Source organism: Streptococcus sp. 27098_8_76, from assembly GCF_041432315.1.
Classification (GTDB): domain Bacteria; phylum Bacillota; class Bacilli; order Lactobacillales; family Streptococcaceae; genus Streptococcus.
Map to the genome: position 1 here is coordinate 113,224 of NZ_JAPVZI010000005.1, position 13,410 is coordinate 126,633.

12 protein-coding genes are annotated in these 13,410 nt (G+C 34.6%); 8 read left to right on the forward strand and 4 right to left on the reverse strand.

Features of this window, described 5'->3' with window-relative positions:
- Nucleotides 1-17: 17 nt before the first annotated feature.
- From O3636_RS04945 to O3636_RS04960, 4 genes are all read right to left on the reverse strand, one after another.
- The gene (locus O3636_RS04945; protein WP_371641991.1) at nucleotides 18-1,058 is read right to left on the reverse strand and encodes an extracellular solute-binding protein; all 1,041 of its coding nucleotides are present in this window, start codon (nucleotides 1,056-1,058) and stop codon (nucleotides 18-20) included.
- A gap of 293 nt (nucleotides 1,059-1,351) precedes the next feature.
- Nucleotides 1,352-2,122, reverse strand: a complete 771-nt coding sequence (locus O3636_RS04950; RefSeq protein WP_371641993.1) for a response regulator — start codon at nucleotides 2,120-2,122, stop codon at nucleotides 1,352-1,354.
- Complete coding sequence (locus tag O3636_RS04955; protein WP_371641995.1) at nucleotides 2,115-3,764, reverse strand: sensor histidine kinase; 1,650 nt, start codon at nucleotides 3,762-3,764, stop codon at nucleotides 2,115-2,117. Before O3636_RS04955 ends, O3636_RS04950 begins: the two co-directional genes overlap by 8 nt.
- Nucleotides 3,765-3,938: 174 nt before the next feature.
- A complete protein-coding gene (locus O3636_RS04960) occupies nucleotides 3,939-4,715 on the reverse strand; it encodes a glycyl-radical enzyme activating protein (RefSeq protein ID WP_000406173.1) in 777 nt (258 codons plus the stop codon).
- A 121-nt stretch (nucleotides 4,716-4,836) separates the two neighbouring features.
- Between O3636_RS04960 and O3636_RS04965 the strand changes: the two genes are divergently transcribed.
- From O3636_RS04965 to O3636_RS05000, 8 genes are all read left to right on the forward strand, one after another.
- The gene (locus O3636_RS04965; protein WP_262081918.1) at nucleotides 4,837-5,583 is read left to right on the forward strand and encodes a DeoR/GlpR family DNA-binding transcription regulator; all 747 of its coding nucleotides are present in this window, start codon (nucleotides 4,837-4,839) and stop codon (nucleotides 5,581-5,583) included.
- Nucleotides 5,584-5,595: 12 nt separating this feature from the next.
- Nucleotides 5,596-6,576: a sugar-binding transcriptional regulator gene (locus tag O3636_RS04970; RefSeq protein ID WP_001070837.1), complete on the forward strand. Its 981-nt coding sequence runs from the start codon at nucleotides 5,596-5,598 to the stop codon at nucleotides 6,574-6,576.
- A 195-nt stretch (nucleotides 6,577-6,771) separates the two neighbouring features.
- Nucleotides 6,772-7,092 carry a PTS lactose/cellobiose transporter subunit IIA gene (locus O3636_RS04975; RefSeq protein WP_000425250.1) on the forward strand — a complete coding sequence of 107 codons (321 nt, stop codon included), beginning with the start codon at nucleotides 6,772-6,774 and terminating at the stop codon, nucleotides 7,090-7,092.
- Between the two features lie 33 nt (nucleotides 7,093-7,125).
- Nucleotides 7,126-7,434 (forward strand): PTS sugar transporter subunit IIB, encoded by a 309-nt coding sequence (locus tag O3636_RS04980; protein WP_371641999.1) that lies wholly within the window; start codon nucleotides 7,126-7,128, stop codon nucleotides 7,432-7,434.
- A gap of 16 nt (nucleotides 7,435-7,450) precedes the next feature.
- On the forward strand, nucleotides 7,451-8,740 hold the full coding sequence (locus O3636_RS04985) for a PTS sugar transporter subunit IIC (RefSeq protein ID WP_371642001.1): 1,290 nt from the start codon (nucleotides 7,451-7,453) through the stop codon (nucleotides 8,738-8,740).
- Nucleotides 8,741-8,900: 160 nt separating this feature from the next.
- Nucleotides 8,901-11,339: a glycyl radical protein gene (locus tag O3636_RS04990; RefSeq protein WP_371471129.1), complete on the forward strand. Its 2,439-nt coding sequence runs from the start codon at nucleotides 8,901-8,903 to the stop codon at nucleotides 11,337-11,339.
- 18 nt (nucleotides 11,340-11,357) lie between these two features.
- Complete coding sequence (locus tag O3636_RS04995; protein ID WP_371642003.1) at nucleotides 11,358-12,026, forward strand: fructose-6-phosphate aldolase; 669 nt, start codon at nucleotides 11,358-11,360, stop codon at nucleotides 12,024-12,026.
- A gap of 17 nt (nucleotides 12,027-12,043) precedes the next feature.
- Nucleotides 12,044-13,132, forward strand: coding sequence for a glycerol dehydrogenase (locus O3636_RS05000; protein ID WP_371642005.1), 1,089 nt, complete (start codon nucleotides 12,044-12,046; stop codon nucleotides 13,130-13,132).
- Nucleotides 13,133-13,410 lie beyond the last annotated feature (278 nt).

Below are 13,410 nucleotides of genomic sequence, written 5' to 3' on the forward strand. Positions count from 1 at the left end.
CATTGGAAAGTCAAATTTTATTTTTTAGATTGAATATCTGTGAAAATATCATTGTACTTTTTAAGAATAGCGGATTTGTTCTTGATGACATAATCTGAATCTTCAGTGGCAACATTGATTTCTGCCATAGCCTTCATATTTTTATTGGTTTTAGCATTTTTACGAATGGGTCTGATTGTAGTTTCAGTTCCTAGTTTATCTTGGATTTCTTGAGAAAGGAGGAAATCGATAAATTTCTTAGCGTTTTCCATGTGTTTGGCATTTTTGACGATAGCAGCGTTACCAGGTAAAAAGACGGTTCCTTCTTTTGGATAAATAACCTTTACATCAACCCCATCATTTAAGAGTTTTAAGGCAGGATCTTCATAGGTGAGTCCTACAGCCATTTCCCCATCGGCGACAGCTTTGTAAACATTCGAAGAGCTAGATGCAATCTTTCCATCTACTAGGGTAAATAGATTTTTCACATAGTTCCAAGCTTGTTCATTTTCGTATCCACCTTGATCTACAAGCATGTTTGTTAATTGTGCAAAGGCGCTAGAAGCATTACTTGGATCAGCAGTAGCAATTTTTCCTTTTAATTTAGGATTGAGTAGATCATTGTAGCCTTCAATTTTTATATCTTTTGTAAGAGCTGAATTGGCAATGATGACACTGACATCAAGTGTATAGGGAGTGTAGAATCCTGTTTTATTTTGATATTCAGGGATTATCTGGTCGTTCTCTTGGGAAATATAAGGTTCAAAAAGTTTTTCGTTAGAAGAGAAGAGGGCGTAGGAGCCTCCGAAAATGACATCAGCTACTGGGGATTCTTTTTCGGCCTCAGCTTTTTTGAACAATTCACCCGTGCTGGCTTGTACTAAATCAACCTTAATACCATATTTTTCTTCGAAGGCTGGGACTGTTTCTTCGATAAGGTCTTCAGGGTTAGGCGAGTAGACAACCAAAGTGCTATCTGAATCTTTTTCAGCGCTAGTTTCCGCTTCTATAGGTGAAGAACATCCTGATAAAGAAAGGAATATCCAGCCACAAGAGAGAAAGAATAGTATTTTTTTCATAAGTATCTCCTTTTTTTACGAACATTTTCTCTACCTAGATTGTTAATGTCTTTAAATTGTAGAGTTTTACAGGATATAATAAAAACCTTAAAGAAATCTAAAACGGGAAATAGAAAATGGGTATCTCGAGCAAGGATGGGTACACTGTAACTGGGATTTCGATGGTAATCCTCTTCAAAACACGTCGCTTTATCTGCAATCTCAAAGCTATGATTTGAGTAGTTAGCACTTTGATTTTCATTGAGTAAAAGTACAAAATAAAAAGATTGCTAGAGTTGAGCAATCCTTTTACATCAATGGTTTTTATCCATGAGTTTTAATTCTTTTGGGGAAATATGGAGATACTTTTTAAATACTTTGGCAAAATATTTATAGTCTGAAAATCCAACTTGTTCAGAGATATCGCTTAAGGGAGAATTAGGGGATTCAGCCATTTTATCTATAGCTTGCTTGAGGCGGTAGCGTAAGATATATTCATTTAGCGTCATTGGGAAGTCTTCTTTGATAACCTTATATAGATAACTTTCGCTATACCCTAGATTCTCTGCAATGGTAGAAATGGTAAAGTGCATGCAGTAGTGTTGATGAACAAATTCAAGAATTTGCTGAATAATTTGGTTTTGTGTATCGACTTGTTGGATAGAGGTGAGTAAAGTTTGATATTCTTCTAAAAAAGGAGTTTCTTGATAAGTGCTAACTCGTAATCGCAAAACAATTTTTTGAAGACATTCTGTCAATTCCTTGGTATCAATTGGTTTGGATAGAAAATCAACTGCCCCATATTGCATGGCTTTTTTGGCATTTTGAAAATCGTTATAACCTGATAAGATAACTTTTTCATAGGAGAGAGTACGAGTGGCTTCAAACATCATAAAAGCATCCATAATTGGCATTGTGATGTCTGTTAAGACAATATGAGGTTCTTTTTCTTGGATGAGTTTCATCCCATCTTGACCGTGACTGGCAGTTCCTACGACTTGGATACCTAAGGCAGAGTAGTCTACGGCAATCTCTAGCCATTTTCGGATGAGGTGTTCGTCTTCTACGATAATGAGCTTAAACATGAGTTAGTCCTTTCGTTACAAATTTGACCCAAGTTTCTCCTTGGCGATTGACTCCTAGATCTAGCTGGACATCAGAAAAGAAATTGCTCAATCGTTTGTAGCTGTTCACGATGCCATGCTGGGTATGAGGGCTTTCTAAAGAGTCTAAAATAGCGAGTCGCTCTTGTTTTGTGAGTCCTCCGGCATTATCCTTGACCAAAAAAGTCAGAGAATCTGCTTCCAAGGTAATGTGGATATCAATATGAAGATCAATACGGTATTGCATCCCATATTTTATAGCATTTTCTACTAGAGGAAGCAAGAAAAGCTTAGGGATAGGCTGATTGTCGACAGTTTCTGGACAGACAATATCATAAGAAAAGTGCTCAAAGCGAATCTTATGAATAATCAGGTAATCCTCTATAATCTTTAAATCTTGGCAAATGGTTGTTTCTTTTTCTAAATCGGTGATACTGTAGCGAAGAATGCGCGTGAGGTTTTGGATTAGGTCTTGTGTGAGAGCGGCATCCATTAAAGAAGTGATTTTAATCGTCTCAAGTGTATTGTAGAGAAAATGAGGATTGAACTGAGCTTCCAGCATTTTTCTTTCAAAAATCCACTTTTCTTTTTCTATGGTTAGCATTTTTTGATGAAGTTGATCTAATTTGTACAACATATTGTTGATTTTTTCTGCCATAAACTCAAACTCATCACCTGTTTGTAGAGAAAGCCTTTTTTCTGCTTGTTTAGGAATTTCTTGAAGTTGGTAAACCAAACTTTCAATAGGAACAGCATTGTGTGTGGCAATCTTATGAGCAATTCGTCTTGCTTGCCAGAAGTAGAGGAAGAATATACACAAGGTGAGAATGGAGGCTAGACCAAGTAAGCTAGGAATGGGAAAGAAGGATTGAAAAGTATAGATTGAAAAAATAGCACCGACTTTTTCTTTTTGAACAATAAGCGGTTCATTCGCATACCAGTGGGTGCGAGAGTGTAGGAGTTTTTCATCCAATTTTTCAAGAGTGGAGCGAGTAAATTGATTTGTGTTGTTGGAAAACATATTTCCAAAGCCATCGGTAATGATGTATTTGGAATTGATCATTGGGAAACTTGAGATGAAATCATTCTCATTTACGAATGCAATAGTATAGGCCTTAACTCGTTGGTTTTGAAGTAGTGGTTTGATAAAGAGTGTGTAATGTTGCTTATCTGAAGAAAGTGCAATTTTTTCTGTCACTTTTTCTTGAGAAGGATTTTGAATGAGCAGTTTTAGATAGTAGGGAGATAAAATACTTTCTTGATGATTTCGATTGGTACTGAATAGTAATTCACCTGTATCGCTTAGGATAATGAGGTCAGAACTAAGCTTCAGTCTAGCTTTTGACTCGTAAAATAAGCTAAATACTTCTCGCTCTGTGTGTTTGCCATCCAAAAATCCTGGAATCATTTTATGGTTCATAGTAGTCAGGAGCTCATTATTTGCTTCTTTCATTTCTTGAACCTGTTTTACAATCTGTCTCGTGTCTTTGGATAGTTGTTGCTTTTGTAAAACATAGGAAAAACCAAAAAGTAAAATGAGTAGTAAAAGAGAGGTCACAAAGGCTGCGATAGAGCTTCTATGGAGAATTTCTTTTTGGAGAGATTTTTTAAAGGAATGAGACATCCGCTACCTCCTTGGAAGGGTTTTCTGTTATAAGTATAGCAGTTTAAAAATTCTAGAGCAAGGTAAAATAGAAAAGGTTTGGCTAAAATTTTTTAGCTAAACCTTTTGAAAAGTTAAGTATGTATTATAGATGCTTGTTATCTGCAAATAGCTAGAGCATTTCAAGGAAATGAACTAGAAATAACAATTAATATGATGGTTCAGAAATACCTTTTGATAATCAATAAGATCTTCGGGATGAAGTGCGTTGACTCCATCCATTTCATATTTCCGATTTAATAAACGATATTTGTTTTCACCAAATTGATGAAAAGGGAGTAGTTGAACTTGGTCGATATTTAATGAGTTAAATAGAGTAGCGAATTCTTCTGCATCCTCTAAACTATTATTAAAATCAGGAATAACTGGGATTCTTAAAACGATAGTTTTATGTTGAGAAAAAGCATAATGAATGTTTTTAATAATCATTTGATTAAAAACCCCAGTCACTTTTTTATGTTTTATAGAATTATAATGTTTTAGGTCTGTGTAGATAAAATCCACATATTGGATTAAATCAACAAATTTTTCATGATCAACAAAGGCAGTAGTTTCAATGGCAGTGTGTATGTGATGTTCTTTAGCTGACTTTAAGATGGCTTTAGCAAATTCAAACTGAGCAAATATTTCACCCCCTGATAAAGTTAAACCTCCACCGGATTCTTCGTAAAATTCTTTGTCTTTTAATACCTCTGTAATAATTTCTTCAACAGTCTTTTCTTCACCGACTAAGGTGAATTTTTCTCGTTGAGCATCTTTCATTTTTTCAGGTTTCATTCTTTGAGATTCAGGATTAGAACACCATGGACAGCGCAGAGGACATCCTTTTAAAAAAACAGTTGTACGAATACCCGGACCGTCATGAATTGAAAAGTGTTGAATATTAAAAATAATTCCTTTAGATATTTCCATAAGAGTTCCTCCTCTTTATAATTCTATCCTATCACAAAAACGAAAGAAAAACAATTACGAACGAAAGTTTAATTTGTTGTTTTTTGCTTTTTATTTTGGTAGAATAAAACGGAGGTGTAAAATGAAAAGATTGGAACAAATTATTAAATTAGTATCAGAATATGAAAAGATCGACGTTAATACATTATCGGAAAAATTAAATGTATCAAAAGTAACGATTAGAAAAGATTTAGATAAATTAGAGTCAAAAGGCTTATTACACAGAGAGCATGGATATGCTGTATTACATAGTGGAGATGACTTAAATGTACGCTTGTCAATTAATTATGAAATCAAGAGAAAAATTGTTCAAGAAGCAGTAAAATTAGTATCAGATAATGAAACAATAATGATAGAATCTGGTTCAACCTGTGCTTTACTTGCTGAGGAAATTTGCAAGCAAAAAAGAAATGTTACGATTGTAACAAATTCATTTTTTATAGCAAATTTTGTGAGAGCTTATGATTCATGTCGTATTATTGTTCTTGGTGGAGAGTTTCAGAAAGATTCACAGGTTACCGTAGGACCTTTATTAAAAGAAATGATACAGACTTTTCATGTGCGTCAAGCTTTTGTTGGGACAGATGGCTACGATAAAGAGATGGGCTTTACAGGAAAAGATTTAATGCGCAGTGAGGTAGTTCAATATATTTCAGCAGCGTCGGATAAAGTCATTGTGCTAACTGACTCAAGTAAATTTGATAAAAGGGGTACAGTAAGAAGATTTGCTTTAAGTCAAGTCTATGAAGTAATAACAGACGAAAAACTTTCTAAACAAAATATAGCTACATTAGAAAATGCTGGGATAATGGTTAAGGTAGTTTCGTAAGAGGTTAAGTGTATGAATCAAGATAGGAATAAACTGCTCTCTAAAATTGCTTATCTGTATTATATTGAAAACTTAAATCAGTCACAAATAGCAGCAAAATTAGGAATTTATAGAACCTCTATTAGTAGAATGTTAACAGAAGCAAGGAATGCAGGAATTGTTAAAATTGAAATAGAGAATTTTGATACCAATATGTTTAAGTTGGAAAATTATGTAAAAGAAAAGTATGGTCTGGAAAGTTTAGAAATTATTCCAAACGAATTTGATGATAATCCAACAATTTTATCTGAAAGAATTTCTCAAGTTGCAGCAGGTGTCCTTAGGAATTTAATTGATGATAATATGAAAATTGGCTTTTCTTGGGGGAAAAGTTTAAGTAATTTAGTAGATTTAATTCACAGCAAAAGTGTCCGAAATGTTCACTTCTATCCTCTAGCAGGTGGTCCTAGTCACATACACGCTAAATACCATGTGAATACACTGATTTATGAAATGTCTAGAAAATTTCATGGAGAGTGTACATTTATGAATGCAACAATTGTGCAAGAAAATAAATTGTTAGCAGATGGTATTTTGCAATCAAGATATTTTGAAGATTTGAAAAATAGTTGGAAAGATTTAGATATAGCTGTGGTTGGGATTGGTGATTTTAGTAATAAAGGAAAACATCAATGGTTAGACATGCTTACAGAGGATGACTTTAAAGAATTGACAAAAGTTAAAACTGTAGGGGAAATTTGTTGTCGATTCTTTGATTCAAAAGGTAAAGAAGTTTATGAGAACTTACAGGAAAGAACGATAGCAATCTCTTTGGAAGATTTAAAAAATATTCCTCAAAGTTTAGCTGTTGCTTACGGTGATACGAAAGTATCTGCGATTCTTTCTGTCTTGCGTGCTAATTTAGTAAATCATTTGATTACAGATAAAAATACAATTTTAAAAGTTTTGGAAGAAGATGGTGATTTTTCTTTTCGAAATATTTTATGTGAGTGAAAATGATAGACTGATTCAGTTTATCGTTTTTTATTTTTAATCATTTGCACATTTGTGCTTAAATAAATAAAAATAGTTTATCTGTTGTTTTTAGATTGACAAGTTTATTATGTAGTTGTATTCTATAGTTACAAAAGAAAATTTTAAAATTTCAAATGAAAAAAGCTTTTTACATAGTGAAATGAGGAGGAATTTATGGAAATGATTGTTCCAGATCAAATTATCATGGGTTTAATTTTATATGCTGGCGATGCGAAACAACATATTTATAAAGCGTTAGATTATATAAAAAACGGTACATGTGAACGATGTGAAGAAGAAATCCAGTTAGCTGATGCAGCCTTATTAGAAGCCCATAATCTACAAACAAAATTCTTGGCACAGGAAGCGTCTGGTACAAAGACAGAAATAACAGCTCTCTTTGTTCATTCACAAGATCATCTCATGACTAGTATGACGGAGATTAATTTAATCAAAGAAATTATTAGTTTGAGAAAAGAACTTCATAAAAAATAATACTAGAGTATTAACATAGAGGAGGAAAATATAATGGTGAAGATTGGTTTGTTTTGTGCAGCAGGCTTTTCTACTGGTATGCTTGTAAATAATATGAAAATTGCAGCGCAATCTAGTGGAGTTGAAGCAGAAATAGAGGCGTTTTCTCAGTCTAAATTAGCGGATTATGCCCCAAATATAGATGTCGCACTATTGGGGCCGCAAGTTGCTTATACATTAGATAAGTCAAAAGAAATTTGTGATAAGTGTGATGTTCCGATAGCTGTTATTCCCATGATGGACTATGGTATGTTAGATGGGAAAAAAGTATTAGATTTGGCCCTATCCTTGATTAATGGGTAAGAAAAGGAGTTTTATTATGGCAAAGATGGATGTTCAGAAAATCATTGCACCAATGATGAAATTTGTGAATATGCGTGGTATTATAGCTCTAAAAGATGGTATGTTGGCTATTTTACCATTAACAGTAGTTGGGAGTTTGTTCTTAATTATGGGGCAATTACCCTTTGAAGGATTGAATCAAAGTATTGCTAGTGTATTTGGGGCAGACTGGACAGAGCCTTTTATGCAAGTCTATTCAGGAACTTTTGCGATTATGGGTCTAATTTCTTGTTTTTCAATTGCCTATTCTTATGCTAAGAATAGCGGAGTAGAGGCTTTGCCAGCTGGGGTTCTATCTGTATCTGCATTCTTTATTTTGCTAAGATCATCTTATATCCCTAAACAAGGTGAGGCAATTGGGGATGCTATTAGTAAAGTTTGGTTTGGAGGTCAAGGAATTATCGGTGCTATCATTATAGGTTTGGTAGTAGGAAGTATTTATACCTTCTTTATAAAGAGAAAAATTGTTATTAAGATGCCAGAACAAGTTCCACAAGCTATTGCGAAACAGTTTGAAGCAATGATTCCAGCATTTGTAATTTTCTTACTTTCTATGATTGTATATATTTTAGCGAGCTCATTGACTAATGGCGGAACATTCATAGAAATGATTTATTCTGCTATTCAAGTTCCATTGCAAGGTTTAACTGGATCTTTGTATGGTGCAATTGGAATTGCATTCTTTATATCATTTTTGTGGTGGTTTGGTGTTCATGGACAATCGGTAGTAAATGGAGTAGTGACAGCTCTGCTTTTATCTAATCTTGATGCTAATAAAGCTATGTTAGCCTCTGGGAATCTATCATTAGAAAATGGTGCACATATTGTTACTCAACAATTTTTAGATTCATTTTTAATTCTATCTGGTTCAGGGATTACGTTTGGACTTGTAGTTGCGATGCTTTTTGCATCAAAATCTAAACAGTACCAAGCGTTAGGGAAAGTAGCAGCTTTTCCAGCAATATTTAACGTAAATGAGCCAGTTGTATTTGGATTTCCGATTGTCATGAATCCAGTTATGTTTGTACCTTTCATTCTTGTTCCTGTACTTGCAGCTGTTATAGTATATGGAGCTATTGCAACAGGTTTCATGCAGCCATTTTCAGGAGTTACATTACCTTGGAGCACCCCGGCTATTATATCAGGATTTATGGTTGGTGGATGGCAAGGAGTTATTACTCAGCTGGTGATATTAGCGATGTCTACATTAGTTTATTTCCCATTCTTTAAAGTACAGGATCGTTTAGCTTATCAGAATGAAGCATGATAATTCTAAAAAACATTTGTGTATTATCATTAAACACACACATTTGTGCTAAAAATTAGAGAGTTAAAGTTTTTCTAGTTAAAAGCTTGAAATTTTCTAAAAAACCAGGTATTATATTTTCGAAAGAAACAAAAATATTTTCGAAAGAAAGGTGTTTATTATGGTAAATAAAGAAGTAGCAAGAACGACAATCAAGACAGAATATTTTGGTAGCCTTACTGAAAGGATGAACAAATATCGAGAAGATGTTTTAAATAAAAAACCTTATATTGATGCTGAGAGAGCGGTTCTAGCAACACGCGCTTATGATCGATATAAGGAACAACCTAATGTCCTAAAACGCGCCTATATGCTCAAAGAAATTTTGGAAAATATGACTATCTATATCGAAGAAGAATCTATGATTGCGGGAAATCAAGCTTCTTCCAATAAAGATGCTCCTATTTTTCCAGAATATACGCTAGAATTTGTTCTCAATGAGTTGGATCTTTTTGAAAAGCGTGATGGAGATGTTTTCTATATTACTGAAGAAACAAAAGAACAACTTAGAAGTATTGCTCCGTTTTGGGAAAATAATAATTTACGTGCTAGAGCTGGTGCCTTGTTACCTGAAGAAGTGTCTGTTTATATGGAAACAGGATTCTTCGGTATGGAAGGTAAGATGAATTCTGGAGATGCTCATTTAGCAGTTAACTATCAGAAACTGTTGCAATTTGGTTTAAGAGGTTTTGAAGAGCGGGCTCGTAAAGCGAAAGCAGCGCTAGATTTAACAGATCCAGCAAGTATTGATAAATATCATTTTTACGACTCTATCTTTATCGTAATCGATGCTATTAAAGTATATGCAAATCGCTTTGTTGATCTTGCTAAAAGTTTAGCCGAAAATGCAAATCCTAAACGTAAGAAAGAATTACTTGAGATTGCAGATATTTGCTCTCGAGTCCCATATGAACCGGCAACTACTTTTGCAGAAGCTATTCAATCAGTTTGGTTTATTCAATGTATTTTACAAATTGAATCTAATGGCCACTCTCTTTCATATGGTCGTTTTGATCAATATATGTATCCATATATGAAGGCTGATTTAGAAAGTGGTAAAGAAACAGAAGATAGCATTGTTGAACGTCTGACAAATCTTTGGATTAAGACAATTACAATTAATAAGGTTCGCAGTCAAGCACATACATTTTCTTCAGCAGGAAGTCCTTTATATCAAAATGTTACAATTGGTGGACAGACTCGAGATAAGAAGGATGCTGTTAACCCATTATCTTATTTGGTATTAAAATCAGTTGCACAAACTCATCTACCGCAACCTAATCTAACTGTACGTTACCATTCAGGTTTAGATGCTCGTTTCATGAATGAGTGTATTGAAGTGATGAAACTTGGTTTTGGTATGCCTGCATTTAATAATGATGAGATTATTATTCCTTCTTTTATTGCAAAAGGAGTATTGGAAGATGATGCTTATGATTACAGTGCTATTGGATGTGTTGAAACGGCAGTTCCAGGGAAATGGGGCTATCGTTGCACAGGTATGAGTTATATGAACTTCCCTAAGGTTCTACTTATCACGATGAATGATGGAATTGATCCGGCTTCGGGTAAACGGTTTGCACCAAGCTTTGGTCATTTTAAGGATATGAAGAACTTTTCTGAATTAGAAAATGCTTGGGATAAAACACTAAGATATTTGACACGAATGAGTGTTATTGTTGAAAATTCTATTGATTTATCATTGGAACGAGAAGTTCCTGATATTCTATGTTCAGCATTGACTGATGATTGTATTGGTCGTGGAAAACACCTTAAAGAAGGTGGAGCAGTATATGATTATATATCAGGTTTGCAAGTTGGAATTGCAAATTTGTCGGATTCATTAGCTGCAATTAAAAAATTGGTATTTGAGGAAGAACGTATAAGCCCAAGTCAGCTTTGGCATGCACTGGAAACAGATTATGCCGGAGAAGAAGGTAAGGTCATTCAAGAAATGTTGATTCATGATGCACCTAAGTACGGTAATGATGATGATTATGCTGACAAATTGGTTACTGCTGCTTATGACATTTATGTTGATGAAATTGCTAAATATCCTAATACACGTTATGGAAGAGGTCCTATCGGAGGAATTCGTTATTCAGGAACCTCTTCTATCTCAGCCAACGTAGGGCAGGGACGTGGAACATTAGCAACTCCAGATGGACGCAACGCGGGTACACCGTTAGCAGAGGGTTGTTCACCATCACATAATATGGATCAACACGGCCCTACATCTGTTTTAAAATCTGTTTCAAAATTACCAACAGATGAAATCGTAGGTGGGGTTCTCTTAAATCAGAAAGTAAATCCTCAAACGTTAGCCAAAGAAGAAGATAAATTAAAACTAATTGCTTTGTTACGAACATTCTTTAATCGTTTACATGGGTACCATATTCAATACAATGTTGTTTCCAGAGAGACGTTGATTGACGCTCAGAAACATCCTGAAAAACACAGAGACTTAATTGTTCGTGTTGCAGGATACTCTGCATTCTTCAATGTTCTTTCTAAGGCAACCCAAGATGATATTATAGGACGTACTGAGCATACATTGTAAAATAAAGAGGTTCTTTTTATGGAATTTATGCTTGACACATTAAATTTAGATGAGATTAAAAAATGGTCTGAAATTTTACCGCTAGCTGGGATAACTTCAAATCCCACTATTGCAAAAAGAGAGGGTTCTATTAATTTTTTTGAACGAATCAAAGATGTAAGAGAATTGATTGGCTCTGCACCCTCTATTCATGTTCAGGTGATTTCTCAAGATTTTGAAGGCATCTTAAAGGATGCTCATGAAATTCGTAGACAAGCAGGAGATGATGTATTTATCAAAGTACCTGTTACTCCGGCTGGATTACGTGCAATAAAGGTGCTAAAAAAAGAGGGCTACCATATCACTGCAACAGCTATTTATACAGTTATTCAGGGATTATTAGCTATCGAAGCAGGAGCCGATTACCTAGCTCCATATTATAATAGAATGGAAAATCTGAACATTGATTCAAATTCTGTCATTCGTCAATTAGCTCTTGCTATTGATAGACAGAACTCTCCTAGTAAGATTTTAGCTGCATCCTTTAAAAATGTAGCACAAGTAAATAATGCTTTAGCTGCAGGTGCGCATGCTGTTACAGCAGGAGCAGATGTTTTTGAATCAGCTTTCGCCATGCCATCTATCCAAAAGGCGGTTGATGATTTTTCTGACGATTGGTTTGTTATTCAAAATAGTCGTTCCGTTTAGATAGAGAGGGAATACATATGAGAATTTTTGCTAGCCCTTCTAGATATATTCAAGGGGAAAATGCCTTGTTTGAAAATGCCAAATCAATATTGGATTTGGGAAATCGTCCTATTCTATTATGCGATCAGTTGGTTTATGATATTGTTGGAAAACGATTTGAAGATTACTTGCATAGGTATGGTTTCCATATTGTTCTGGCCCTATTTAATGGTGAAGCTTCTGACAATGAAATTAATCGAGTTGTTGCCTTAGCTGAGAAAGAAAACTGTGATAGTATTATCGGTCTTGGTGGTGGAAAGACGATTGATAGCGCAAAAGCTATTGCAGATTTTATTGAAAAGCCTGTTATTATTGCTCCAACAATTGCATCGACAGACGCACCTGTATCTGCTTTATCTGTTATTTATACAGATGAAGGTGCATTTGATCATTATCTATTTTATTCTAAAAATCCAGATTTAGTTTTGGTTGATACAAAAGTTATTTCACAAGCTCCTAAGCGTTTATTAGCGTCTGGTATTGCAGATGGTTTAGCAACTTGGGTTGAGGCGCGTGCAGTTATGCAGGCAAATGGAAAAACTATGTTAGGACAAGAACAAACGTTGGCTGGAGTTGCAATTGCGAAAAAATGTGAAGAAACGCTGTTCGCAGATGGTTTACAGGCCATGGCGGCTTGTGAAGCTAAAGTTGTGACACCAGCATTAGAAAATATTGTTGAAGCTAATACTCTATTGAGTGGTCTAGGTTTTGAAAGTGGAGGATTGGCTGCGGCGCATGCAATTCATAATGGTTTTACTGCATTGACAGGTGACATACATCATTTAACACATGGTGAAAAAGTAGCTTATGGAACTTTGGTACAACTATTATTGGAAAATAGACCTAAAGAAGAACTTGATAAGTATATTGAGTTTTACAAAAAAATTGGTATGCCAACAACTTTAAAAGAAATGCATTTAGATCAAGTTGGATATGATGATTTAATAAAAGTTGGTAAACAAGCAACTATGGAGGGTGAGACAATCCATCAGATGCCGTTTAAGATTTCGCCTTCAGATGTTGCTCAAGCTATCATCGCTGTAGACGCTTATGTAAATTCAAAATAAACAATAAGGACTACTGTTTTCCAAATGGTAGTCTTTTATTGATCCTCGTATTGTATCCGAAGCTCTTTATAAATCAGAAAGCAATACAGGTTGTTCAGCTATTTATTGTAAATACATTAATTAGTATTCCAGTCTTATCTTCGGTCTAAAATTAGTATTTTGTATTATAAGAGATAAGCTTCTTGTTGTGCTCTTTGATTTCCCGCATAACAATAAGATAAAAAAGTGGGTGATAGAGCAATCCATAGTCATCAAAATTAATGAGATACAGTATACAG

Bases quoted from the DNA above. Each gene is read 5' to 3' on its own strand.
- O3636_RS04960 (WP_000406173.1), bottom strand. From the start codon at position 4,715: ATGGAAATATCTAAAGGAATTATTTTTAATATTCAACACTTTTCAATT.
- O3636_RS04995 (WP_371642003.1), top strand. From the start codon at position 11,358: ATGGAATTTATGCTTGACACATTAAATTTAGATGAGATTAAAAAATGG.
- O3636_RS04990 (WP_371471129.1), top strand. From the start codon at position 8,901: ATGGTAAATAAAGAAGTAGCAAGAACGACAATCAAGACAGAATATTTT.
- O3636_RS04975 (WP_000425250.1), top strand. From the start codon at position 6,772: ATGGAAATGATTGTTCCAGATCAAATTATCATGGGTTTAATTTTATAT.
- O3636_RS04965 (WP_262081918.1), top strand. From the start codon at position 4,837: ATGAAAAGATTGGAACAAATTATTAAATTAGTATCAGAATATGAAAAG.
- O3636_RS04980 (WP_371641999.1), top strand. From the start codon at position 7,126: ATGGTGAAGATTGGTTTGTTTTGTGCAGCAGGCTTTTCTACTGGTATG.
- O3636_RS04945 (WP_371641991.1), bottom strand. From the start codon at position 1,058: ATGAAAAAAATACTATTCTTTCTCTCTTGTGGCTGGATATTCCTTTCT.
- O3636_RS04985 (WP_371642001.1), top strand. From the start codon at position 7,451: ATGGCAAAGATGGATGTTCAGAAAATCATTGCACCAATGATGAAATTT.
- O3636_RS05000 (WP_371642005.1), top strand. From the start codon at position 12,044: ATGAGAATTTTTGCTAGCCCTTCTAGATATATTCAAGGGGAAAATGCC.
- O3636_RS04950 (WP_371641993.1), bottom strand. From the start codon at position 2,122: ATGTTTAAGCTCATTATCGTAGAAGACGAACACCTCATCCGAAAATGG.
- O3636_RS04955 (WP_371641995.1), bottom strand. From the start codon at position 3,764: ATGTCTCATTCCTTTAAAAAATCTCTCCAAAAAGAAATTCTCCATAGA.
- O3636_RS04970 (WP_001070837.1), top strand. From the start codon at position 5,596: ATGAATCAAGATAGGAATAAACTGCTCTCTAAAATTGCTTATCTGTAT.